Genomic DNA, 22,124 nt, shown 5'->3' on the forward strand with positions numbered 1-22,124 from the left:
GGACGCCCCCGATACTGGGTGTATGAAGCTCAGCCGCCCCGCGTCCTGGTTCCTGCTCGCCTTCGGGGTGTGGAGCTGGTTCATCTGGGTCACTTTCGTCAAAAACCTCTGGCAGGACGGCAGCGGGCTCGCGTTCGACGGCGCGGGCGACCCGACGGGGTACTTCTGGGTCCACCTGGTGCTCGCCATCACGTCCCTGATGCTGGGGACGGCCGTCGGAGTCATCGGGTTGCGTGCGGTTCGCGCCTCGCGGCGCGAAGAACGCGAAGAATAGGGGAGCAGTCTGTGATTGTGGTCGTCCTGCTGGTCATGGTCGCGGTGATCGCCGTCTTCGCGGGGGCGCACTGGTATGTCTGGCGCAGACTCGTCCGTGACACCACGCGCGCCGGCGGGACGGCGCGGCGGATCGGCACGGTGGCGGTGTGGACGCTGCCCCTGCTGTCGGTCGCGGCCCTGACGTCGAGCCGGGTGGGGGTGCCGTTCCGGCTGGAGCAGGTGCTGGCCTGGCCCGGGTATCTCTGGCTGCCGGTCCTGCTCTATCTGGTCCTGTGGCTGCTCGTCGGCGAGGCCGTACGCGCCCTGTGGCTGCGCCGCGCCGAGCGGACGCCCGCCGCCGGGGCCGTCGGCGCACCGGATCGCACCACCGCGGACGCCGAGAGCCCCGGGTCGTCCGGGCGGACCGGCGCGGAGCCCCCGGCGGCGGCCTCCGCCGCCCCGGAGCAGGCCCCGGCCCCCGGCTCCCCGTCCGCCGTCCTGACCGCGCCCGCCGGCCCCGCCGCCGCCCACGAGGTCAAGGCCGCGCCCGGCGCTCCCGCGCCCCGGCCGGTCTCCCGGCGGCTGTTCGTCTCCCGGGTGGTCGGCGGCACGGCCGCCGCCGCCGCGCTGGGGACCGTGGGCCACGGCGCGTACGGAGTGCTGCGCGGCCCCAGGATCAAGCGGGTCACCGTACCGCTCGCCAAGCTGCCGCGCTCCGCGCACGGCTTCCGGATCGCCGTCGTCAGCGACATCCACCTCGGGCCCATCCTCGGCCGGGGCCACACCCAGCGGATCGTCGACGCCATCAACGCGGCCCAGCCCGACCTCGTCGCCGTCGTCGGCGACATGGTCGACGGCACCGTCGCCGACCTCGGGGCCGCCGCCGAACCCCTCACCCAGCTCAGGGCCCGGCACGGCTCCTTCTTCGTGACCGGGAACCACGAGTACTACTCCGGGGCCGACGAATGGGTCGACCACGTCCGTGAGCTGGGGCTGCGACCGCTGGAGAACGAACGCGTCGAGATCGCGGGCGGCTTCGACCTCGCCGGGGTCAACGACCTGGAGGGCGAGGCCACCGGCCACGGACCCGACTTCGCCCGGGCGCTCGGCGACCGGGACACCGGCCGGGCCTCCGTGCTCCTCGCCCACCAGCCCGTCGTCATCCACGACGCCGTCAAGCACGGCGTGGACCTCCAGCTCTCCGGCCACACCCACGGCGGACAGCTCTGGCCCGGCAACTACCTCGCCGAACTCGCCAATCCCACCGTCGCGGGCCTGGAGCGGTACGGCGACACCCAGCTCTACGTCACCCGGGGCGCGGGAGCCTGGGGCCCGCCGGTCCGGGTCGGGGCCTCCTCCGACATCACCGTCGTCCAGCTCGCCTCGCCCAAGGCCTGAGCCTCACCGAGGCCGGGCGCACTCCGCCCGGCCTCACTCCGCCGGGGGCGGCGGCGTGGCCGCACCCTTCCGTACCGCCGTCGCCGTCCTCTTGCGGATCAAGGTCGCCGTGGCCCGCTTCCGCGCCCCCGCGGCCTTCTTCGCGGCCGTCGCGCCCTGTCTGCGGCCCACGGCCGACTGCGCCATCCCGGGCAGCAGATCCGTCAGCAGCTCGTGCACATCGTGGACGAGCGGGCGCAGCACCCGGAAACGGGCGAGGACGATGCCCCGGGCGGTGAGCCGCGCGCCCTGCTCCGCGAGCCGGCGGCTGCGCTCGTGGCCCTCCGAGCGGTCGAAGACCCAGTACAGGACCAGCCCCATCTGGGAGAGCCACAGCAGTTCCGGAAGCGCGTCGGCCAGTTCGGCGGGCACCTTGGTCCTCGCCCCGGCCAGCGCCTCGCGGTGCACCGCGATGGCCTCCTCGCGGGCGGGCTCCGACTCCTTGGAGAAGGGGCTGAGGGGACTCTCCGGGTCGGCCGCGTTCTTGAAGAACTGGGCCGCGAACTCGTGGTACGGCTCCGCGATCTCCAGCCAGGCGAGCAGCACCCCGGCCAGCCGCGCCTCCAGCTGGGTCTCGTTGTCCAGCACGGGCCGGACCGCCGCGCGGTGCTCGGCGGCGATCCGGTCGTAGAAGCCCTGGACGAGGTGTTCCTTGGAGGCGAAGTAGTAGTACGCGTTGCCCACCGAGACACCGGCCTCTTTGGCGATGGCCCGCATGGTCGTCTTGTCGTAACCGTTCTCCTGGAACAGCCTCAGGGCTGTTTCGAGGATGAGCGTGCGGGTCTGCTCGCTCTTGGGGGCACTCTTGGGGGCCTGCGCGTCCGTCACGGTGTCCGAGCCTAACGGGGGATCTCGCACCGGTCGTCGCAGGGCGGACCGCCGGAGGCCGGCGCTCCGGCCGGCCCCGGGGGCCCGCCGGCCGGCCCCGGCCGTACGCCGGACAGCTCGCGGTACTTGGCCGCCGCGAGCATGGTGACGCGGACGAAGGGGGCTCCGGCGGGGGTGGCGAGCCAGTGGGCCCTGGCCCGGTGCTCGGCCAGCGCCCACAGACAGACGACCCAGGCGGCCGAGCCGCTGTAGATCTGGCCCCCGTCGCCGATCACGGTGATCTCGCGCAGGGTGCTCCGGTGGTCGAGGCCGGGGAAGAGCCGCCGTGCCAGGTCCGAGCCGGCGGGCACCAGATCCAGCGGGACGAGCTGGCGCTGCCGCTTGAGCCAGTGCCGCAGATGGACGCAGAGAGGGCAGCCCGCGTCGTAGAGGACGGTCAGCCGCTGGAGCCGACCCCGGTCGTGCCCGTCGGTGGCCATGGCGCTCAGGCTCCGGCCGGGCCGCCGGCGGGCGGGGTCCACGGGGTCTTGTCCGCGGGCGGCAGCCAGCCGCGCGGCTCCACCGGCGGGGTCGTCTCGCGCTCCATCACACCCCGGCGGCGGATCTTGTTGAGGACATAGACATTGCCCAGGTGCAGCACACCGAGGACGAGCAGGACGACACCGAGCTTCACCGAGAGCGCGTCGAACAGCCCCCGGGTGTCCCCGATGTTCTCGGCGACCCGCAGATACAGGGCGACGAAGCCCAGGTTGACCAGGTAGAAGCCGACGACCAGCAGATGGTTGACGGCGTCGGCGAGCTTCTCGTTCCCGTGCATCACATCGGCGAGGAAGATCCGGCCGTTGCGGCTGAGGGTGCGGGCCACCCAGACCGTCAGCGCCACGCTGACCACCAGATAGACGATGTAGCCGACCACGTTGAAGTCCATGCCCCACGCTCCTTGAACGCGTTCAAAAGGCTGTCACGAAAGACGGTAGACCTATTTTTGAACATGTTCAAGACATGGGTGTACGGCCCCGCAAACCAGTTGGCGCGGGGGTCGACTCCGGCTTAACGTGCCGTTGATGACTCTTACTCATGACATGACCGGCGACGGCCCGGTGGCCGTCCTGCTGCACTCCACCGTCTGCGACCGCCGGATGTGGGACCCGCAGTGGCGGACGCTCCCGGCCGCCGGACTGCGGCTGGTGCGCTGCGACTTCAGGGGGTACGGCGAGACCCCTGCCTCAGCCGCCCCCTACAGCGACGCGGACGACGTACTCCGGCTCCTGGACACCCTCGGCATCGAACAGGCCGCCCTCGTCGGCTCCTCGTACGGCGGGCGCACCGCCCTCGACATCGCGCTCCGCGCCCCGCACCGGGTCACCGCGCTCGCCCTGCTCTGCCCCGGCCTCCCCGACCAGGGCGAGAGCCCCGAACTCGCCGACTTCGACGCCCGGGAGACCGAACTCTTCGAAGCCGGCGAACTGGAGAAGGCCGCCGAACTCAACGCCCGCGCCTGGCTGGGCCCCGAGGCCGACACCGCCACCGCCGAGGCCGTCCGCGCCATGCAACTGCACGCCTTCCGCGTCCAGTCCGCCGCCGCCGAGGAACACGACGGCGCCGCCGGCTTCGACGTCCCCTCCCTCGCCGCCCTCCGCGTCCCCGCCCTCGTCCTCTCCGGCGCCCACGACTTCCCGGACTTCCGCGCCTCCGCGACCCGCGCCGCCGGACTCCTGCCCGGCGCGCACCACCGCGAACTCCCCTGGGCGGGCCATCTCCCCAGCCTGGAGCGCCCGGCCGAGATCACCGCTCTCCTCGCCGACTTCCTCACCCCGTGACACCCCCGGCGGGCGGCCTCCCGCCCGCCGGGGGCCGGGGCTCCGTCACATCGAGCTGATCGAGCGCGCGTAGCCGACCTGGGCCATCACCTGCTGGAAGAGATGCGGGTGCATGGCCGGGATCATCGTCGCGTGATGCTTCCCGCCACTGGTCACCGTCACCTGCACAAAGCCCGAGGTCTCCTTCTCCTTGATCAGCAGAAAGAGCAGCCCGAGCCCGCACGCCCCCACGAACAGCACCGCCAGCACGATCGCGTACACCGGGATCTTCTCCTCGGTCCGCGACAGATCCGACGCGTTCCACACCGCCCCCCGCAGCGGCATTCCCCCCGCCGGGGTCATGATCGTGTCCCCCACCACCGTGATGTCCCCGATCGCCAGCGCCGGAGCACCCCCCACCGGCTGCCCATACGGCACCGGCACCGGCACCCCCGCCGCCTGCGTGAACCCCGGCCCCGCCCCCTGCGGATACCCGTACCCCTGCGTCTCCTGCGGATACCCGTACGGCTGCTCGGGCCCCCACTGGTACTCGGGTTCCCCGTCCGGCCGGTACGGATTCGGCTCGCTCATGGTCGTTTCCCCGCTTTCCGCCCCATCAGTCAGAGGCCCTCTGATCCTGCCAGGTCCCCTCCCGCGACGAGAAGCCCGATGGCCCGCCGGGGGCCCGTCCCGCCCTGGTTCCCGGGCGGGACGGGCCCCCGGCGAGGCGGGCGCACGCCGTCTCAGCCGATGGCGATACGCGTCTTCCACCAGCTCGCCGGGCCGATGATCTCCCATCCGGAGCCAGTCAGTCCGGTCTTGCCGCCCGCCCAGTAGCGGACGGAACCATCGGAGCGCACATTCCAGACATCGGGCAGCGAGTCCCCATTGGCGTCCGGCGTCCCCATCAGCAGCGGCACGCTCGCCCGCGACCATCCCTCCGCGCTGTACCAGTCGTCGGCCCCGCCCGCCGACCCGGCGGCGGACGCCAGCGAGGCGAGCTCGACTCCGCCCCCGGCCGCCGCGATGCCCTTGCGGAGCAGCAGCCTCCCCGAGACATCCGTCCGGTAGACCAGGTCGGCGATGTCGTCCCCGGTGATGTCCTGGAAGGTGACGATGTCCCGCACCTTCCACGGAGTGCCGGACAGCAGCACGGCCCGGTCGATCGTGGCCCCGTGGTACCCGGTGAAGGCCCACAGCTCGTCCCCGGCCAGGGCGAGGAAGTCCGTCCGCCCGTCACCGGTGACATCGCCCCCGGCCACGATCTGGGTGAGCGAGGCCGGGCTCGGCGCGCCCGCCGGAAGCAGGATCTCCCGGCGCTTGTCGACATTGACGGCACCGTAGCCGTCACCGGGGTAGACCCAGAGCTTTCCGCCTACGCGCACCACCAGGTCCTGGAGCCCGTCACCGCCGTAGATGTCTCCGTTGTGGGTGATCAGCGCACTCTTGAAGTGGCCCGACGGCGCGGGGGCGTAGGGCGGCAGATCGTCCCCGTTGGGATCCTTCGCGGGGTTGGCGCGATAGGCCCCGGGCATCGAGTAGTCGAGGTCGCCGCTGCCCCGGGAGAGGTCGGTGACGGCCTGTGAGGGATAGAGATAGAGATTGCCGTGCTCGGTGACCGTCATCATGTCCGGCAGCCGGTCACCCGTGAAGTCTCCCGGCGAGTCGGCCTGGTCGCGAGGGGTGACGTAGAAGAAGTACTTCGTCGGCTCGGACACATTGCCCGCGCTGTCCACCGCCCGTACGTACAGCACATTCGGGCCGGCGGTCGGAGGCTTGGCGTCCGTGATGTCGGTGGTGACCGAGGTCGCCGCCCCCAGGGTGCGTGCTTTGCTGCCGGTGTAGGTGGCGGAGTTGTATCCGTACTCGTACCGCACGACGTCGGTGCTCAGCGCGCGCAGGGTGAACCTGCCGGCCGTGCCGAACTTCTTGGTGCTCCAGACCGAGTCCTCGGCGTCGTTGCTGAAGCCGTTCTCACTGTCGTCGGCGTCGGGGAAGTCCCTCACCGCCACTCTCGCCGCCACCGCGCCGTTCACGAACACGGTCACCAACGACGCCACCGCCTACCACCAGTCGTTCACCTTCGACCGGCTGGGCAACCGCGCGACCCTGACCGACCACAGCCCGGCGAGCCCCGGCGACAAGGTCAGCCACACCTACGCCTACGGCAAGGCCACCGGCAACGGCACGGCCCCCGCCGACATCTCCCAGCCCCACACCCTGACATCCGTCACCTCCGTCCCGGCCGGGAAGGAGAGCACCTACGACTACGACGCCACCGGCAACACCACGACCCGCGACTTCCCGGGCACCGCCCAGGACCAGGCCCTGAAGTGGACCCCCGAGAACCGGCTCGACACGATCACCGAGAACGGCGTCAAGATCACCTACGTCTACGACGCCGAGGGCAACCGGATCCTGGAGAACTCCCCCACCGGCTCAACCCTCTACCTCGGCGAGACCGAACTCGCCACCGACGCCACCGGCAAGATCACCCGCGCCTCCCGCGGCTACGCCCACCCCGGCGCCCCCTCCGTCATCCGCACCACCGACAACGGCTCCACCACCAGCCACAAGCTCAGCGCCCTCATCACCGACCAGGCCGGCACCGCCAACACCACCATCGACCTCGGCCCCGGCCAGCCCATCACCCGCCGCGCCTTCACCCCCTACGGCGAACTCCGCGGCCCCAAGCCCTCCAAGTGGCCCAACAAGCGCACCTACCTCGGCGTCGGCATCGACGACGAAACCACCGGCCTCACCCACATCGGCGCCCGCGAATACGACCAGAAGGCCGGCCGCTTCATCTCGGCCGACCCGATCATCGACATCGCGGACCCGCTCCAGATGAACGGGTATGCGTACAGCAACAACAGCCCGATCAGCAAGAGCGACCCGACGGGTCTGATCAATGCGGATGTGGGCAGCGGGGGGACGGTCAGCCGCGAGCAGCTCGTCGCCCTTTACGCCGATATCAACCATGGCTATGGGATGAGTAAGAAGGAGGCCAACTGGAAGGCTTGGCAGGATTATGCCAAGCACCACACTCCGCAGCGGGTGCAGAGGACTTACTGCACCGCTCTTCCCGGGATGCTGATCGCCAAAAGTTACCCAGGGGCCAAGAAATACGTTCAGTTCGTGCAAAAGGAAGCGCGGGATCGCGATTTTTGGTACAACGGCTCCCCGAATCCCGCCCTTCCCACGTATCAGATGGAACTCGCCAGCCTCCATATGAATGCCTGCCATGAGACAGGCGTGTGCCCGGGCGGGAAGGCGAAGGCGGCTTCAGCAGAGGCGGCTGCGGGCATGATGGGACTGGCCGGGGCCGGTGGGCGGGGGCGTACTCCAGGAAGAGCGAAGCGCTCTGACGATTGCGACCCCAACAGCTTCCTCCCCGGCACCAAAGTCCTCATGGCCGACGGCACGGCCAAGCCCATCGAAGACGTCAAGATCGGCGACAAGGTCCTCGCCACCGACCCCGAAACCGGCGAGACGGCCCCCAAGACTGTCACCGCCGAACTCTTTAACGAAGGCTCCAAAAACCTGGTGAAGGTGAGCCTGGACGTCGACGGCAAGGGCTCCGCCCCCCTCGCCTCGATCACCGCCACCGAAGGCCACCCGTTCTGGGTCCCCGAACTCGGCGAATGGATCAACGCCACCGAGCTCCAGGCCGGCCAGTGGCTGAAGACCAGCGCGGGTACGCATGTTCAGATCACGGCGGTCGAGCGCTGGACGCAGCGGGCGGCGGTTCACAACCTGACCGTTGTCGACATCCATACGTACTATGTGCTGGCAGGGGCGACGCCGGTCCTTGTCCACAACTGTGGTGGCGGGACCATCGATCCAAAATTGGTGAGGTTCTCCCAGGATACGGTCAGTCCTCGTTTTGGTAGTGGAGAGACGATCGAGCAGACGGCCGCAGCGTTGCGGTCCGGCTACCTTGAGGCGAGCGATCTTCCGACGGTGAGGCTAACTGTCAAGGGTGGGAAAATTCACTCACTCGACAACAGGAGGCTCGTGGCATTCCAGAAGGCAGGTATTCCTATGCCATTTCGCATGGCGACACCTGAAGAGGCTGCGAGTGAAGCGTGGAAGTTCACAACTAAAAACGAAGGGCGTTCAATCTTGATTAACTACTTTGACCCAGTGGAGTGGATGCCGTGAACTGGCCAGATGAAACGTTGAACGAGATCCGGAGCAGGGAAGATCTTGCCCAGTACTTGACTGGATTGGCGGATAAGGTTCGCGATGGGAGTCTTCTTGCGGAAAACGCCACAACGGATTCCTTCGTTGAATCTGCTGGGCGCTGGACGAAATCTATGGATGGGTTCTTCATGAATGTGATGAAGGAGCCAGTGCCAGAGACTCCCGATTGGGCGATAATTGCCGCTATCTTCCGGGCTGCACTCGTCTATGAATAGATTCAATCTTAGGCGTGCAGGGTGATTTAGGGGTGTCGTGCTTATTTGTGACCCGTGAGTGAATCTACGGCAGAGGCGAACACTGGAACGTAGGAGTCCCCGGGGTGATGATTTCTTCGGGGACTCCCTCTCGGCCGGTAGGTCAGCCGCGTCGGACGGGTGTGAACACGTCAGGTTCACGCTCTGTCGTCCTCATCGGCGATGGCAGGCAGAGGCAGGCGGGGCACGACCTCGGTTCCGTCTCTGGAGAGATAGCAGGGCTTTCCCTCCGGGCCCGCCCGTGGTCCTGGTCCTTCAAGCGGCCGAGGTCTGTTCATCCGGTGATTCCGACAGCGGTCGACCGGTGTCGTGCGGAGAGAAGAGGAAGGCTGAGGAGTCGCCGTCCGGGGTCAATGGTCAGCGAGGCGTCCAGGGCCTTGGCCAGCCTGGTCAGCAGCGGCAGGGTGGGTGTGGAGTCGCCACCCTCGATGTGGGAGATCTGGGGTTGTGTCATGCCATCTCGCCGTGCGAGTTCGGTCTGTGACAAACCGAGCTCGGTTCGCCGGTCGTAGACGGCCTGCCCCAACGCGAAGGCGTATCCGGCTTCGGTGTATGCGGGGGATTCCTCGACGGACTCTTCCAAGAGCTTCCTCGTTCTACGGGTCTTCCACTGGGCGTGGTTCACCGATTCTTCTCCTTGGTCCGACCGTAGCTGTGCTGCGCGGCATCATGATCAGCTTGACATGTCTTCTGCGCCTGCCGAGCCCGATCGACCTCGGCTTCCTCGTGTTGCCTGGTCTTGCGGAACACCGTCAGCAGCACGTTTCGCCGATCGGACGGGAGCCAGTAGGTGATGCGAACAGCGGTGCCGTCCATGGTGAAGGGAAGCTCGCGCACACTTTGCCACCGAGGTGACGGGAGTAGGGCTCCGCCAGAGTGGTCGGCCGAGCCGCGAGCAAGTCGGCGCTCCGGTACGACGGGGAGCCCCCACAGCACTCCGCCCCGCCGGATCGGATCCGGCGGGGCGGGGAGCGGTGACCACGAGGGAGGGTCAGAAGCGGCGGGTGATCAGGGCGCGCTTGACTTCCTGGATGGCCTTGGTGACCTCGATGCCGCGGGGGCAGGCGTCGGTGCAGTTGAAGGTGGTGCGGCAGCGCCAGACGCCGTCCTTGTCGTTCAGGATCTCCAGGCGCTGCTCGCCGGCCTCGTCGCGCGAGTCGAAGATGAAGCGGTGGGCGTTGACGATGGCGGCGGGGCCGAAGTACTGGCCGTCGTTCCAGAACACCGGGCACGAGGAGGTGCAGGCGGCGCAGAGGATGCACTTGGTGGTGTCGTCGAAGCGCTCGCGGTCCTCGGCGGACTGGAGGCGCTCGCGGGTCGGCTCGTTGCCCTTGGTGACGAGGAAGGGCATGACGTCGCGGTAGGCCTGGAAGAAGGGCTCCATGTCGACGACGAGGTCCTTGAGGACCGTGAGGCCCTTGATGGGCTCGACCGTGATCGGCTTCTCCGGGTTGATGTCCTTGATCAGCGTCTTGCAGGCGAGCCTGTTCTTGCCGTTGATCCGCATCGCGTCGGAGCCGCAGATCCCGTGGGCGCAGGAGCGGCGGAAGGTGAGGGAGCCGTCGACGTCCCACTTGATCTTGTGGAGGCCGTCGAGGACCCGCTCCTTGGGGTCGATCTCGATCTGGAAGTCCTCCCAGACCGCGTGCTCCGACACCTCGGGGTTGAAGCGGCGGACCCGGAAGGTGACCGTGATGTAGGGGGAGGCGGCGGATTCCGCCTCGACCTTGTCCAGTACGGGGGTAGCCATCAGTACTTACGCTCCATCGGCTGGTAGCGGGTCTGGACGACCGGCTTGTAGTCGAGACGGATGGTCTCGGTGCCGTCGTCGCCGAGCTCGCGGTACGCCATGGTGTGGCGCATGAAGTTGACGTCGTCGCGGTTCGGGTAGTCCTCGCGGTAGTGACCGCCGCGGGACTCCTTGCGGGCCAGCGCCGAGACGGCCATGACCTCGGCCAGGTCGAGCAGGTTGCCCAGCTCGACGGCCTCGAGGAGGTCGGTGTTGAAGCGGCGGCCCTTGTCCTGGATGGACACGTTCTTGTAGCGGGCGCGCAGCTCGCCGATCTTCTCGACGGCGGTCTTGATCGTCTGCTCGGTGCGGAACACCATCACATTGGCGTCCATCGTCTCCTGGAGCTCACGGCGGATCTCCGCGACCCGCTCGTTGCCCGTGGAGTTGCGCAGCCGCTCCACCTGCTCCTGGACCAGCGAGGCCGGGTCCTCCGGAAGGTCGACGTAGTCGGCCTTCGCGGCGTACTCGGCGGCGGCGATGCCGGAGCGCTTGCCGAAGACGTTGATGTCGAGGAGCGAGTTGGTGCCGAGCCGGTTGGCGCCGTGCACCGAGACGCAGGCGACCTCGCCGGCGGCGTAGAGGCCCGGGACGACGGTGGTGTTGTCCAGCAGGACCTCACCCTCGACGTTGGTCGGGATGCCGCCCATGGCGTAGTGCGCGGTGGGCTGGATCGGGATCGGGTCCGTGTAGGGCTCGATGCCGAGGTAGGTCCGGGCGAACTCGGTGATGTCCGGGAGCTTGGCGTCCAGCTGCTCCGGCGGCAGGTGGGTGAGGTCCAGGTAGACGTGGTCGCCCTCGGGGCCGCAGCCGCGGCCCTCGCGGATCTCCGTGTAGATGGAGCGGGAGACGACGTCGCGCGAGGCGAGGTCCTTCATGACGGGGGCGTACTTCTCCATGAAGCGCTCGCCGTCCTTGTTGCGCAGGATGCCGCCCTCACCGCGGGCGCCCTCCGTGAGCAGGATGCCCATGCGCCAGATGCCCGTCGGGTGGAACTGGAAGAACTCCATGTCCTCCAGGGGCAGCCCGCGCCGGTAGCAGGCCGCCTGGCCGTCGCCGGTGAGGGTGTGCGCGTTGGAGGTCACCTTGAAGAACTTGCCGGTGCCGCCGGAGGCGTAGATCACGGACTTCGCCTGGAAGACGTGGATCTCGCCGGTGGCCAGCTCGTACGCGACGACGCCGGCCGACTTCTTGACCCCGTCGACCTCGGTGATCAGCTGGTCCAGGACGTAGAACTCGTTGAAGAACTCCACGCCCTCCTTGACGCAGTTCTGGTACAGCGTCTGGAGGATCATGTGACCGGTGCGGTCGGCGGCGTAGCAGGACCGGCGGACCGGGGCCTCGCCGTGGTTGCGGGAGTGCCCGCCGAAGCGGCGCTGGTCGATGGTGCCGTTCGGCGTCCGGTTGAACGGCAGGCCCATCTTCTCCAGGTCGAGGACCGCGTCGATGGCCTCCTTCGCCAGGATCTCGGCGGCGTCCTGGTCGACCAGGTAGTCACCGCCCTTGACCGTGTCGAAGGTGTGCCACTCCCAGTTGTCCTCCTCCACATTGGCGAGCGCGGCGGCCATGCCGCCCTGCGCCGCGCCCGTGTGGGAGCGGGTGGGGTAGAGCTTCGTCAGCACCGCGGTACGGCTGCGCTTGGTGGCCTCGATGGCCGCGCGCATGCCCGCGCCACCGGCGCCGACGATGACGGTGTCGTACTTGTGGATCTTCATTGGTTCGTCAGCCCCGGCTTTAGCGGATGTTCGGGTCGAAGGTGAAGATCACCAGCGTGCCCAGCAGGATGGTGAACACCGTGGCGGCGTACAGCAGGCCCTTCAGCCACAGGCGCGTGTTCGGCCGCTCGGCGTAGTCGTTGATGACGGTACGCAGGCCGTTGGCGCCGTGCAGCATGGCGAGCCAGAGCATCAGCAGATCCCAGACCTGCCAGAACGGGGACGCCCAGCGGCCCGCGACGAACGCGAAGCCGATCTTGGAGACGCCGCCGTCCAGCACCAGCTGGATGATCAGGTGGCCGATGACCAGGACGACCAGCAGGACGCCGGAGAGACGCATGAAGAGCCAGGCGGCCATCTCGAAGTTGCCGCGGGTGGCGCGCGGGGTCTTCCCGGTGCGCTTGCGCGGGGCCTCGATGAGGGGGGCCGGGTTGTCCACGTCGTAGTGCGGGCCGCTCTCGACGGAACCGATGGCGGAAGAGGTGTCAGCAGACATGGTGCGTCAGCTCCCGAATACTTCGCGTACGGCGTGGCCGAGGACGGGGTAGAGAGCGCCCACCATCAGCACGACCCAGATGCCCACGACGGTCCAGAGCATCTGCTTCTGGAAGCGCGGGCCCTTGGACCAGAAATCTACGGCGATGACCCGCAGACCGTTGAGCGCGTGGAAGAGGACTGCGGCGACGAGGCCGTACTCCAGCAGCGCGACGACGGGAGTCTTGTAGACGGCTACGACCTTGTCGTAGTCCTCTGGCGAGACACGGACGAGTGCGGTGTCCAGGACATGGACGAACAGGAAGAAGAAGATGAGGACGCCGGTGACTCGATGAGCCACCCAGGACCACATTCCTTCCCGGCCGCGGTACAGCGTTCCAGCCGGCACGGAAGAACCCTCCGGGAGCGGGGACTAGGGCCTGCCGGCTTGGGTGGTCGGTTTGGCCCGGCCGGGTACGGTCCACCGGCCCCGGCCATCGTAGCGACGCTTTGTCGGTTCGTTCGCCCGGGGTCCGCAGGTGTGATCAAACAGGCAATCAAACAGCCTCGGACGGGCTATCGGTAAGCCTTTGTCCGGCCTTTCCTCGGTTGTCCGGCGGAGGACCCGGCGGAGGACCCGGCGGAGGACCCGGCCGAGGACCCGGCCGGCTGCCCGGCCGGCAGCAGCCGCCGCAGCCTGGCCCGGACCAGTCCGCGCAGCTCCTCGGCGGCGACGGTGCGCTCCTCGTCCGGCTCGTGGGCGAGCCGGGTGCGGATGCCCGTGAGGATCCGGTCCAGGTGGGCGGCGGGCAGACCCGGGCCGGGGGCGATCACGAAGGCGTGGCCGAATCTGCTCTCGTACGCGGCGTGGGCCGCGGCGAGGGCGGTGTGCGCCACCCGGGGGGCGCTCGGGTGCGGCCGGGCGCGGGACTCGCCGGCGAGCGCGTCGCCCAGCTCGGCGGGGGTGAGGTCGTAACAGGCCTCGTCGGCGGCGGCGAGCAGGGAGCCGATGTCGGGGTACGGGCGGTGCTCGGCCAGCCGGCGGGCCCAGCGGTGGCTGGCGCAGCAGCCGAGCAGGGCGGTGACGGCCGACCGGGGGTCGGCCGAGTTGAAGCGGTCCAGGCCCCAGGGCGTGTCGCGCGGCCACGGGGGCCGGGTGCCGCGCTGCTCCGGAATCCGGGCGGCACGCGGCCGGGGCGGCTGCGGCGGCTGGGCTTGCGGGGCGGCCGGGGGTGGTGAGGCTGGAGGGGTGGGGGCGGTCGCGGTGTGGTGGAGTGTCGGCGATCGCCTCGGGAGGCCGGCGTGGGATTCGCTGGGCAGCGTGGGCTCCTCGAACGGAACAGCGGAACCGCTGGGAAGGGGGAGGCGGATGGGTCGGACGCTATCGATCTGTCCGAGTGGCCGTCCGACGGCCGCGCGATTTTCACCCGAAAGTGGGAGTTTCGCTTTATGTGATGGGCAGATGGGGGTGGTTTAACGAACTTTCTTGCTACTTGGGAGGCATTCGAGTGATACGAGGCTCTTCGCGCGCCCGGTTCGCCGTCGCGGCGGTCACCGCGGCCACCGCACTCTCCATGGCGCTGAGCGGCTGTTCCGGAGACGGCGGCTCCGGCGGTGGTCCCGACGGCCCCGACGGCTCCGCCCGCACCGAGGCCGCCTCCCGGGACCGGGAGGACGCGCCCCGGGAGGACGCCACCCCGTCACCCTCCCGGACGTATCCGCTCTCCTCGGCCCCCGCGACCATCCCCGCCGTACGCGTCCATGAACCGGCGCGCGGCCCCGGCTGGCGGCCGGAACCCGGCGCGGGGGTCGTGATCGCGAAGGGCGGCGAGGGGCTCGACGACGAGGGCCGGCTCCTCGCCGGGGAGCTGAAGATTGCCTTCCGGGGGACGGCCCCGGCCCGGCCCGGCGATGTGGAGCTGGCGCTCACCGCGCCCCCGTCGCCCCCGCCCGCCCAGGGGGCCCTGACCGGGCCGGAGTCGTACACCGTCGTCACCGGCGGCGGCCGGGTCCGGATATCGGGGCCCGCCGAGGCCGGGGTCTTCTACGGGACCCGCACCCTGAAACAGGCGGTGCGCTCCGGCGGGGCGATGCCGGAGGGGACCGTGCGGGACGCGCCCGGCCGGCCGCAGCGCGGGCTCATGGTCGACATCGCGCGCAAACCCTTCACGGCGGGCTGGCTGGAGGACCGGCTGCGGGAGATGGCGGACATCAAGCTCAACCAGCTCGGTCTGCACTTCTCCGACGACCAGGCCTTCCGTATCCAGTCCGACACCCACCCCGAGATCGTCTCCCGCGAGCATCTGACCAAGGCCCAGGTCCGGCGGATCCTCGAACTCGCCGCCTCGCTGCACATCACCGTCATCCCCGAGATCGACTCCCCGGGCCACCTCGGCGCGGTCCTCGACCACTATCCGGAGCTGAGGCTGAAGGACAGCGCGGGCAGGACCGTGCCCGGCGCGATCGACATCTCCAAGCCCGCGTCCGCCACCCTGGTGGACGAACTGCTGAGGGAGTACGCCCAGCTCTTCGACAGCCGGTACTGGAACCTCGGCGGCGACGAGTACCAGGCGCTGACCCGCCGGGACCCCGAGGCCTCCTTCCCCGCGCTCGCCACCCTCGCCCGCGAGCGGTACGGGCCCCAGGGCCGCATCCAGGACCTCGCGACCGACTGGGTGAACGACCGCGCCGCCGTGGTGCGCCCGCTGGGCCGGGTGCCCACCGCGTGGAACGACGGATTCTTCCGGGGCGGGCGGGTGAGCGTCGACAAGGACGTCGAGGTCCAGTACTGGACCGGCAAGGAGATCGGGGCGCGTCAGCCGGAGGAGTACCTCGCCGAGGGCCGGCCGGTGGTGAATCTGAACGACGAGTACCTCTATTACGTGCTCGGCGAGCCCAATGAGTTCGTCTATCCCACCGGCGAGCGGATCTACGAGCAGTGGACCCCGCTGGTGCTGCGCGGCACCGCGCCGGTGCCGGAGAAGTACTCGCGGCAGATCCTGGGCGCCCGGTTCGCGATCTGGTGCGACATCGCCGGGGCGCAGACCCCCGAGCGGATCGCCCGGGGCATCGCGCTGCCGCTCCGGGCGACGGCCCAGAAGGTCTGGGACCCGCGCCCGCCCGCCCGTGACTGGCCGGGGTTCCAGGCGCTGGCCGAGCGGCTCGGCTGAGCGGCGGGGCCGGCCGACAGGACTGAGAGCCTGCGGCCGAACGCCTTCGGGTGGCGGGAATGTCATGGCCACGTGACGCACATGTGAGGGAGTCAAGCTCACTTGATGTGCTTCGGTCAGTCCGGTGCACAACCGTCCAGCTCCGCACAACCCATGGCGGGCGGGGTGCGGAAGGGAGTACTTTGCGCCAAGCGGCCCGAAAACCGCGCCGCTGAACGGGCCTCCGGATCGATGGGGGCACGTCGGGAGGGGGAGACGTCCCATGGCGTCGAAATGCCTGAGAGAACTGATCGCGGAGGCCGACGAGCGAGGCCTCGCCGCGAGCGGGCTGGCCAGCCTGGAGCGCTGTCTGCCGCTGCTCGCGGCGGAGGCGGACGTGCTGCGCCCGCTCTGGGCCGGGCTGGCGAAGGGCGCGGACGGCTGGTCCGTCGCGCTGATCGAGGCCCGGGAGACGATGGCCGAGGCGGACACCGGGGACGAGGCGGGCACTCTCGTACGGCAGATGCTGGATGCCGCGCCCCCGCTCTGGGACCGGGAGCCGCTGCGGGAGTGGGCGGACGACTGCTCGATCGCCGCGCTCGAACTCCACCACCGGCTGGACGCGGGCCCGGCGGTCGGGGAGCCCGCCGCCACCGCCGTCGTCGAGGTGCTGAAGGGCTGCCGCGAGGGCGAGCCCGCCGGGGCCGGCCCGCTGGTCGCGGGCGAGCTGCGGCGGCAGCTGAAGGTGCTGGAGATACTCGGCGCGGGGGAGGGCGGGGCCGGGCTCCGCCAGGTGCTGCGGGTGTCGACCGAGGGGCGGCGGGTGCTGCGCGCGGTGGTCTCCCGCCGGTCCAGGGTCCAGGGCTGACCGGCCCGCGACGCACGCGCGTACGGAGGTTCGCCGGGCGGCGGCCGTGGTGGTGGATGGAGGGACGACCGAGGCCGCCACCCCCCACAGGAGAGGCCCCGGTCGCCGTCCGTCGGGGTCGCGTGGCGTCCCCGTACTTCACTCAGCGCCGGGCAGACGTTTTCTGTCACACCCCACTGAGTCGGCATATTGTTGCAAGTTGTACAAGCCATGGACGTGAGCCAGGGCGACGCCGTAGCGTCTGATGCGCGCCCTGAGGGCGCGGGCAGTGGTGACCAGCTGCGATTCGAAACAGGTTGAGGTAGTGCTGGGGGACGACGCGGAGCTGACCGCCGCGGTGCTCGCGGCACAGGACGGGAACGAGACCGCCTTCCGTACTGTGTACCGCGCCGTGCACCCGCGGCTGCTCGGCTATGTGCGCACTCTCGTGGGAGAGGCGGACGCCGAGGACGTCACGTCCGAGGCATGGCTCCAGATCGCCCGGGACCTGGAGCGCTTCAGCGGCGACGCGGACCGGTTCCGGGGCTGGGCCGCGCGCATAGCCCGCAACCGGGCCCTCGACCACATACGGATGCGGGGCCGCCGCCCCGCCGTCGGCGGCGACGAGACCGAGCTGACCGGGAAGCCCGCCGAGTGCGACACCGCCGACGCGGCGATGGAGTCGCTGGCCACCGGCAGCACCATGGCGCTGATCGCCCAGCTGCCCCAGGACCAGGCCGAGGCGGTCGTCCTGCGGGTGGTGGTCGGCCTCGACGCCAAGAGCGCCGCCAAGACCCTGGGCAAGCGCCCGGGCGCGGTCCGCACCGCCGCCCACCGGGGCCTCAAGCGACTGGCCGAGCTGCTGGGCGCGGAGGGCCCGGACCTCGCCGGGAGCCCTCTTGAGAGCCTCGACGGGCCGCGCCCGAGGGCTGGTCACCGGCAAATGGAATACCGAGATCCGGTCGCGAGAGCGTACGGTGCGGACAGTGTCGACACGGACGACGCGAGCGCGGGAACCGGCCCCGACGACCGCGGAACCGACCTGAATGGTGTGCCTCCGCAGCGCGTACCACGGCCGGGTGCGACGGCACCCGCCGGTGTGACGCATATACGGCTGCGGACGCAGAAGGACATGTGATGGCCGACGAGCGGTACGAGTGGCTCGACCAGGACGCAGCGGAACGGCTGTTGCGCGGTGAACCGGTCGACGCCCCCGAGGGGCGAGCCCGTACCCAGGCCGACCGGCTCGACCGGGCGCTGCGCTCCGCCGGCGCTCCACGGCTGCCACTCCGTCCGGAGGACGGCGAGATGCAGGGAGAGGCCGCCGCGACGGCGGCCTTTCGCAGAGTACGGGCCGAAGCGCCCGCCCGGATCCCGCAGGAGGGCGAGAGCCTCGGAGTCGTACGGCTGACCCGGCCGCCGCGCCCGCGCCAGGCGGGCGGGCTGCCGCGCACGGTCCGGTTCGGCGTGGTGGCCGCCGTCGCCGGATTCGCCTTCGGCGGGGTCGCGGTGGCGGCGAGCAGCGGTCTGCTGCCCTCGCCCTTCCACGCGCCGCCCGCCGGTTCGCACGTCGTCGGCGGCGGCGACGCCCCGACGCCCGCGAGCAGCGAGCCGCCGGCCGAGCCGGAGACCCGTCCGCCGCTGCGCCCGCCCGGTGTAGTCGGTACGAGTCCGACGGCCCCGCTCGCCGACAGCGGTGCCCAGAGCGGTGCGCCCAAACCCTCCACGAGCGGCTCCGGCTCGCCCGGCGGCGTGGACGCCGAGCCGGGCCCGGGCGGCGGGGAGATCGGCGCGGAGGGCTGGACGGGCGACCAGGACCGGAACCAGAACCAGAACCGGAACCGGGTGGCGGGGGAGAAGTACCACCGGCTGGTCGCCGACTGCCGGGCCCGCCGTGACGGGACCCTCGGTCCCGTGGGCGCGAAGCGGCTGGAGCGGAACGCCAAGGGGGCCGACCGGGTGGGCCGTTTCTGCGAGAGGCTGCTCGACGGTCCGTTCCGGGCGAAGGGACGGGACACGGCGGACGGGGACGCCGACGCCGCCTCCGCCGTACCGGCCAAGCCGGACAAGTTCACCCGGCCCGACCACGGGAAGAGCTGGACCAAGCCCAAGCCCAGGCCGAAGGGGCAGGGGCAGGGGCAGGGGAATGACCACGGCCACGGGCACCACCACGGCGACCGTACCGGCGGGAAGAACGGCAAGTCCGCCCAGAACGGCGGCACCGTGAAGGACGGTCAGACCGTGAAGGGGAGCGGCACGGCGAACAGCGGCACCGGCACCGGCACCGGCACCGGCACCGGCGCGGGCGGCCCGGGCGGCGGCTCGGCCGTCGACCGCCGGCGGGGGCCGTCGGAGTAGCGCCTGCCGCCCGTACCGCTCGGCCTCCCCCGAACCGCCCTGACCTGCTACTTCATTCGGGGGAACAGCCATGTGTGACATTTTTGTGGCGTACGGCGCAGTAATGAGTGAGCCGACTGGTCATCGGTGGCGTCATGAGCCGGGGTTCCCCCCGTACCTACGGCTTGACGCATCGGCGCGGGTGGGACACGTTCCCCCGGTCCCGCCCGCGCCTTCTCCTCTTCTTCCTTTTCTTCCTTCCCGCCGGGCGGGTCACCAGTGGACGACGACCTTGTCGCCGTTCCGCACCTCCGCGAAGAGAGCCGAGACGGCCGCCCGGTCCCGCACATTGACGCAGCCGTGCGAGGCCCCGCTGTAGCCGTTCGCGGCGAAGTCCGAGGAGTAGTGCACCGCCTGGCCGCCGCTGAAGAACAGCGCGTACGGCATCGGGGTGTCGTACAGCGTCGACACATGGTCCCTCGACTTCAGGAACACGCTGAAGACCCCCTCCCGGGTGGGGGTGTACTCCGAGCCGAACCGTACGTCCATCGTCGACCGGACCTCGCCGTCGACCACCCAGGAGAGCGTGCGCGTGGTCTTGCTGACGCACATCACCCGGCCCGTCGTACAGCGCGGGTCGAGCTTCACGGCGGGCTTGTTGACGGTCTCGCCGGTCAGCTCGGCGCGGGTCGGCTCGGTCGTCATACCGAGCAGCTTCCGCCAGGTCACGGTGTCCGTGGCCCCCGTCACGGGCAGTCCGCGCCTGCTCTGGAACCCCTGGACGGCGGCGGTGGTGACCGGTCCGTACGTCCCGGTGGGAGCGTCGTCGAACCAGCCGATCTGGGCGAGCCTGGCCTGGAGTTCGCGGACCTGGTCGCTCCGGGCGCCCCGGCTCATCAGCACCGGCGCGGGCGGGGTGCTCGGGGCGGCCGACCGCGCGGGAGCCGCCGTCGTCGCCGACGCGGACACCGACGGCCGGGCGGACGGCGTCGCCGCCGGTGCCGGTGCCGAGCTGGAGACCGGGGGCGGGGGAAGGACCGGGGCCGGGGCCGGAGGCGGCTTCGAGACGGCTCCGGTCGCGGACGGGGTGCCGCCGACCCCGGAACCGGCCCCCGCCGACCGGAGATCGCTCGCCTGCGCCGTACACCCCGTGGTCACCGCCAGCACGGCCACCGCCGCCAGCACTCCGCGTACCGTCGCCGCCCGGCGGGTCCCCCGGCGCGGCCCCTGGCGTGTCCCCCGGCGTGTCCTCACGCGTACGACGCTGCTGCGAAGCATGCCCGTCCCCCTGTGTCCCCCGGCCGCCTGTGCTGCCCCTCCAGAGGTGATTCCGCCCTGCCCGGTTGCCCAATCCCCCGCATGATGGGGAAGAAAGGTCCGAAAAGAGGTCCCGGGGAGGCCGAGAATGACACGCCAGTCCGAGTCGGGGCTGCCCATCGAACCGGTTTACGGGCCGGACGCGCTGACGGGCTGGGACCCGGCGGAGCGGCTGGGGGAGCCCGGCTCGTACCCCTACACCCGGGGCGTCCACCCGACGATGTACACCGGCCGCCCCTGGACCATGCGCCAGTACGCGGGGTTCGGCACCGCCGCCGAGTCCAACGCCCGCTACCGGCGGCTGATCGCCCACGGCACCACCGGACTCTCCGTCGCCTTCGACCTGCCCACCCAGATGGGCCACGACTCCGACGCGCCGATCGCCCACGGAGAGGTGGGCAGGGTCGGCGTGGCGATCGACTCCCTCGACGACATGCGCGTCCTGTTCGACGGCATCCCGCTCGACCGCGTCTCCACCTCGATGACGATCAACGCCCCGGCCGCGCCGCTGCTGCTGCTCTACCGGCTGGTGGCCGAGGAACAGGGCGTACCGGCCGACCGGCTCACCGGCACCATCCAGAACGACGTGCTCAAGGAGTACATCGCCCGGGGCACCTACATCTTTCCGCCGGGGCCCTCGCTGCGGCTGGTCGCGGACACCTTCCGGTACTGCCGGCGCGAGATCCCCCGGTGGAACACCATCTCCGTCTCCGGCTACCACATGGCCGAGGCCGGGGCCACGCCCGCGCAGGAGATCGCCTTCACCCTCGCCAACGGCATCGAGTACGTCCGCACGGCGGTGGCGGCGGGCATGGAGGTGGACGACTTCGCCCCCCGGGTCTCCTTCTTCTTCGTCGCCAGGACCACCCTCCTGGAGGAGATCGCCAAATTCCGGGCCGCGCGCCGGATCTGGGCACGGGTGATGCGCGAGGAGTTCGGGGCCCGGAACCCCAAGTCGCTGATGCTCCGCTTCCACACCCAGACGGCGGGCGTGCAGCTCACCGCCCAGCAGCCCGAGGTCAATCTCGTACGCGTCACCGTGCAGGCCCTCGCGGCCGTCCTCGGCGGCACCCAGTCGCTGCACACCAACTCCTTCGACGAGGCGATCGCCCTGCCGGCCGAGAAGTCCGCCCGGCTGGCGCTCCGCACCCAGCAGGTCCTGGCGTACGAGACCGATGTGACCGCCACCGTCGACCCGTTCGCCGGCTCGTACGCGATCGAGCGGCTGACGGACGGCATCGAGGACGAGACCCTGGCCCTGTTGCGCCGGGTCCAGGAGCTGGGCGGCGCGGTCGACGCCATCGAGCAGGGCTTCCAGAAGCGCGAGATCGAGCGCAGCGCCTACCGGATCGCCCAGGAGACCGACAGCGGCGAACGCGTCGTCGTCGGCGTCAACCGCTACGCGCTCGACACGGAGGAGCCGTACGAGCCGCTCCGCGTCGACCCCGGGATCGAGGCCCGGCAGTGCGAGCGGCTGGCGGCCCTGCGCGCCGGACGCGACGGGGCCGCCGTGGCCGGGGCGCTCGACGCGCTGCGCACGGCGGCCGGGGGCACGGCGAATGTGCTGCCCCCGATGAAGGACGCGCTGCGCGCCCTGGCGACGGTCGGCGAGGTCTGCCACGCGCTGCGCGAGGTCTGGGGCTCCCATGTCCCCACGGACACCTTCTGACCCCCTCCGCCCCCCCTCTGACCTGTGGCGGAGAACACAGAGAGGGGT

20 protein-coding genes and 3 pseudogenes are annotated in these 22,124 nt (G+C 70.5%); 10 read left to right on the plus strand and 13 right to left on the minus strand.

The genetic code is table 11. From position 1 onward, the window contains the following. The first annotated feature begins 22 nt into the window (after positions 1-22). Complete coding sequence (locus ABD371_RS20760) at positions 23-274, plus strand: SCO4848 family membrane protein (protein ID WP_344479027.1); 252 nt, start codon at positions 23-25, stop codon at positions 272-274. An 11-nt stretch (positions 275-285) separates the two neighbouring features. Next, complete coding sequence (locus ABD371_RS20765) at positions 286-1,653, plus strand: metallophosphoesterase (RefSeq protein ID WP_344479028.1); 1,368 nt, start codon at positions 286-288, stop codon at positions 1,651-1,653. A gap of 33 nt (positions 1,654-1,686) precedes the next feature. Here the strand turns inward: ABD371_RS20765 and ABD371_RS20770 are convergent, their stop codons facing one another. The 3 genes from ABD371_RS20770 to ABD371_RS20780 are packed head-to-tail and all read right to left on the minus strand — an operon-like array spanning position 1,687 to position 3,448. Continuing rightward, the gene (locus ABD371_RS20770) at positions 1,687-2,520 is read right to left on the minus strand and encodes a TetR/AcrR family transcriptional regulator (RefSeq protein ID WP_344479030.1); all 834 of its coding nucleotides are present in this window, start codon (positions 2,518-2,520) and stop codon (positions 1,687-1,689) included. Between the two features lie 11 nt (positions 2,521-2,531). Continuing rightward, positions 2,532-2,999, minus strand: a complete 468-nt coding sequence (locus tag ABD371_RS20775) for a thiol-disulfide oxidoreductase DCC family protein (protein WP_344479031.1) — start codon at positions 2,997-2,999, stop codon at positions 2,532-2,534. A 5-nt stretch (positions 3,000-3,004) separates the two neighbouring features. Then, a complete protein-coding gene (locus tag ABD371_RS20780) occupies positions 3,005-3,448 on the minus strand; it encodes a hypothetical protein (protein ID WP_344479033.1) in 444 nt (147 codons plus the stop codon). Between the two features lie 136 nt (positions 3,449-3,584). Here ABD371_RS20780 and ABD371_RS20785 point away from each other — a divergent pair, with 136 nt between their 5' ends. Continuing rightward, the gene (locus tag ABD371_RS20785; RefSeq protein WP_344479034.1) at positions 3,585-4,340 is read left to right on the plus strand and encodes an alpha/beta fold hydrolase; all 756 of its coding nucleotides are present in this window, start codon (positions 3,585-3,587) and stop codon (positions 4,338-4,340) included. 45 nt (positions 4,341-4,385) lie between these two features. On the opposite strand, the gene ABD371_RS20790 is transcribed toward ABD371_RS20785, so the two are convergent. Then, positions 4,386-4,910 (minus strand): hypothetical protein, encoded by a 525-nt coding sequence (locus tag ABD371_RS20790; RefSeq protein ID WP_344479036.1) that lies wholly within the window; start codon positions 4,908-4,910, stop codon positions 4,386-4,388. Between the two features lie 152 nt (positions 4,911-5,062). Beyond that, positions 5,063-6,334: pseudogene (locus ABD371_RS20795) on the minus strand (DNRLRE domain-containing protein); the annotation flags it as partial. Here ABD371_RS20795 and ABD371_RS20800 point away from each other — a divergent pair. Both ABD371_RS20800 and ABD371_RS20805 read left to right on the plus strand, forming a co-directional pair. After that, positions 6,237-8,483 (plus strand): polymorphic toxin-type HINT domain-containing protein, encoded by a 2,247-nt coding sequence (locus tag ABD371_RS20800; RefSeq protein WP_417801411.1) that lies wholly within the window; start codon positions 6,237-6,239, stop codon positions 8,481-8,483. The pseudogene ABD371_RS20795 and the gene ABD371_RS20800 overlap by 98 nt on opposite strands. Continuing rightward, positions 8,480-8,740 carry a DUF7660 family protein gene (locus ABD371_RS20805; RefSeq protein ID WP_344479037.1) on the plus strand — a complete coding sequence of 87 codons (261 nt, stop codon included), beginning with the start codon at positions 8,480-8,482 and terminating at the stop codon, positions 8,738-8,740. Before ABD371_RS20800 ends, ABD371_RS20805 begins: the two co-directional genes overlap by 4 nt. 294 nt (positions 8,741-9,034) lie before the next feature. Here ABD371_RS20805 and ABD371_RS20810 read toward each other — a convergent pair. The 7 genes and pseudogenes from ABD371_RS20810 to ABD371_RS20840 form a co-directional block, all read right to left on the minus strand. After that, positions 9,035-9,404: pseudogene (locus ABD371_RS20810) on the minus strand (helix-turn-helix domain-containing protein). Beyond that, positions 9,401-9,690, minus strand: a pseudogene (locus ABD371_RS20815) (type II toxin-antitoxin system RelE/ParE family toxin); the annotation flags it as partial. The pseudogenes ABD371_RS20815 and ABD371_RS20810, both read right to left, overlap by 4 nt. Before the next feature lie 80 nt (positions 9,691-9,770). Continuing rightward, the gene (locus ABD371_RS20820) at positions 9,771-10,529 is read right to left on the minus strand and encodes a succinate dehydrogenase iron-sulfur subunit (RefSeq protein WP_344479040.1); all 759 of its coding nucleotides are present in this window, start codon (positions 10,527-10,529) and stop codon (positions 9,771-9,773) included. Next, complete coding sequence (gene sdhA, locus ABD371_RS20825; RefSeq protein WP_190121598.1) at positions 10,529-12,283, minus strand: succinate dehydrogenase flavoprotein subunit; 1,755 nt, start codon at positions 12,281-12,283, stop codon at positions 10,529-10,531. Before sdhA ends, ABD371_RS20820 begins: the two co-directional genes overlap by 1 nt. A gap of 19 nt (positions 12,284-12,302) precedes the next feature. Next, the gene (locus ABD371_RS20830; protein ID WP_190121597.1) at positions 12,303-12,779 is read right to left on the minus strand and encodes a succinate dehydrogenase hydrophobic membrane anchor subunit; all 477 of its coding nucleotides are present in this window, start codon (positions 12,777-12,779) and stop codon (positions 12,303-12,305) included. A 6-nt stretch (positions 12,780-12,785) separates the two neighbouring features. Then, positions 12,786-13,166 (minus strand): succinate dehydrogenase, cytochrome b556 subunit, encoded by a 381-nt coding sequence (gene sdhC, locus ABD371_RS20835; RefSeq protein ID WP_344479042.1) that lies wholly within the window; start codon positions 13,164-13,166, stop codon positions 12,786-12,788. A 167-nt stretch (positions 13,167-13,333) separates the two neighbouring features. Continuing rightward, complete coding sequence (locus ABD371_RS20840; protein WP_344479230.1) at positions 13,334-14,221, minus strand: 2-oxo-4-hydroxy-4-carboxy-5-ureidoimidazoline decarboxylase; 888 nt, start codon at positions 14,219-14,221, stop codon at positions 13,334-13,336. Positions 14,222-14,331: 110 nt separating this feature from the next. On the opposite strand from ABD371_RS20840, the gene ABD371_RS20845 reads away from it, so the two are divergent. The 4 genes from ABD371_RS20845 (at position 14,332) to ABD371_RS20860 (ending at position 19,111) form a co-directional block, all read left to right on the plus strand. Then, complete coding sequence (locus ABD371_RS20845) at positions 14,332-15,927, plus strand: beta-N-acetylhexosaminidase (protein WP_344479231.1); 1,596 nt, start codon at positions 14,332-14,334, stop codon at positions 15,925-15,927. A gap of 262 nt (positions 15,928-16,189) precedes the next feature. Then, the gene (locus ABD371_RS20850; protein ID WP_344479044.1) at positions 16,190-16,774 is read left to right on the plus strand and encodes a hypothetical protein; all 585 of its coding nucleotides are present in this window, start codon (positions 16,190-16,192) and stop codon (positions 16,772-16,774) included. A gap of 304 nt (positions 16,775-17,078) precedes the next feature. After that, the gene (locus ABD371_RS20855) at positions 17,079-17,891 is read left to right on the plus strand and encodes an RNA polymerase sigma factor (RefSeq protein WP_344479045.1); all 813 of its coding nucleotides are present in this window, start codon (positions 17,079-17,081) and stop codon (positions 17,889-17,891) included. Beyond that, the gene (locus ABD371_RS20860) at positions 17,891-19,111 is read left to right on the plus strand and encodes a hypothetical protein (protein WP_344479047.1); all 1,221 of its coding nucleotides are present in this window, start codon (positions 17,891-17,893) and stop codon (positions 19,109-19,111) included. The genes ABD371_RS20855 and ABD371_RS20860 overlap by 1 nt, the downstream gene beginning before the upstream one ends. A 252-nt stretch (positions 19,112-19,363) precedes the next feature. On the opposite strand, the gene ABD371_RS20865 is transcribed toward ABD371_RS20860, so the two are convergent. Continuing rightward, positions 19,364-20,344 (minus strand): L,D-transpeptidase family protein, encoded by a 981-nt coding sequence (locus ABD371_RS20865; protein WP_344479048.1) that lies wholly within the window; start codon positions 20,342-20,344, stop codon positions 19,364-19,366. A gap of 151 nt (positions 20,345-20,495) precedes the next feature. On the opposite strand from ABD371_RS20865, the gene ABD371_RS20870 reads away from it, so the two are divergent. Further along, positions 20,496-22,076 (plus strand): acyl-CoA mutase large subunit family protein, encoded by a 1,581-nt coding sequence (locus ABD371_RS20870; RefSeq protein WP_344479050.1) that lies wholly within the window; start codon positions 20,496-20,498, stop codon positions 22,074-22,076. Positions 22,077-22,124: the final 48 nt, after the last annotated feature.

Source organism: Streptomyces amakusaensis (genome assembly GCF_039532665.1).
Classification (GTDB): domain Bacteria; phylum Actinomycetota; class Actinomycetes; order Streptomycetales; family Streptomycetaceae; genus Streptomyces; species Streptomyces amakusaensis.

What these genes read in the sequence shown, in the direction of transcription:
- ABD371_RS20790 (WP_344479036.1), bottom strand. Translation starts at nt 4,910, where the DNA reads ATGAGCGAGCCGAATCCGTACCGGCCGGACGGGGAACCCGAGTACCAG.
- ABD371_RS20860 (WP_344479047.1), top strand. Translation starts at nt 17,891, where the DNA reads ATGGCCGACGAGCGGTACGAGTGGCTCGACCAGGACGCAGCGGAACGG.
- ABD371_RS20820 (WP_344479040.1), bottom strand. Translation starts at nt 10,529, where the DNA reads ATGGCTACCCCCGTACTGGACAAGGTCGAGGCGGAATCCGCCGCCTCC.
- sdhA (WP_190121598.1), bottom strand. Translation starts at nt 12,283, where the DNA reads ATGAAGATCCACAAGTACGACACCGTCATCGTCGGCGCCGGTGGCGCG.
- ABD371_RS20850 (WP_344479044.1), top strand. Translation starts at nt 16,190, where the DNA reads ATGGCGTCGAAATGCCTGAGAGAACTGATCGCGGAGGCCGACGAGCGA.
- ABD371_RS20760 (WP_344479027.1), top strand. Translation starts at nt 23, where the DNA reads ATGAAGCTCAGCCGCCCCGCGTCCTGGTTCCTGCTCGCCTTCGGGGTG.
- ABD371_RS20870 (WP_344479050.1), top strand. Translation starts at nt 20,496, where the DNA reads ATGACACGCCAGTCCGAGTCGGGGCTGCCCATCGAACCGGTTTACGGG.
- ABD371_RS20845 (WP_344479231.1), top strand. Translation starts at nt 14,332, where the DNA reads ATGGCGCTGAGCGGCTGTTCCGGAGACGGCGGCTCCGGCGGTGGTCCC.
- ABD371_RS20785 (WP_344479034.1), top strand. Translation starts at nt 3,585, where the DNA reads ATGACTCTTACTCATGACATGACCGGCGACGGCCCGGTGGCCGTCCTG.
- ABD371_RS20830 (WP_190121597.1), bottom strand. Translation starts at nt 12,779, where the DNA reads ATGTCTGCTGACACCTCTTCCGCCATCGGTTCCGTCGAGAGCGGCCCG.
- ABD371_RS20775 (WP_344479031.1), bottom strand. Translation starts at nt 2,999, where the DNA reads ATGGCCACCGACGGGCACGACCGGGGTCGGCTCCAGCGGCTGACCGTC.
- ABD371_RS20780 (WP_344479033.1), bottom strand. Translation starts at nt 3,448, where the DNA reads ATGGACTTCAACGTGGTCGGCTACATCGTCTATCTGGTGGTCAGCGTG.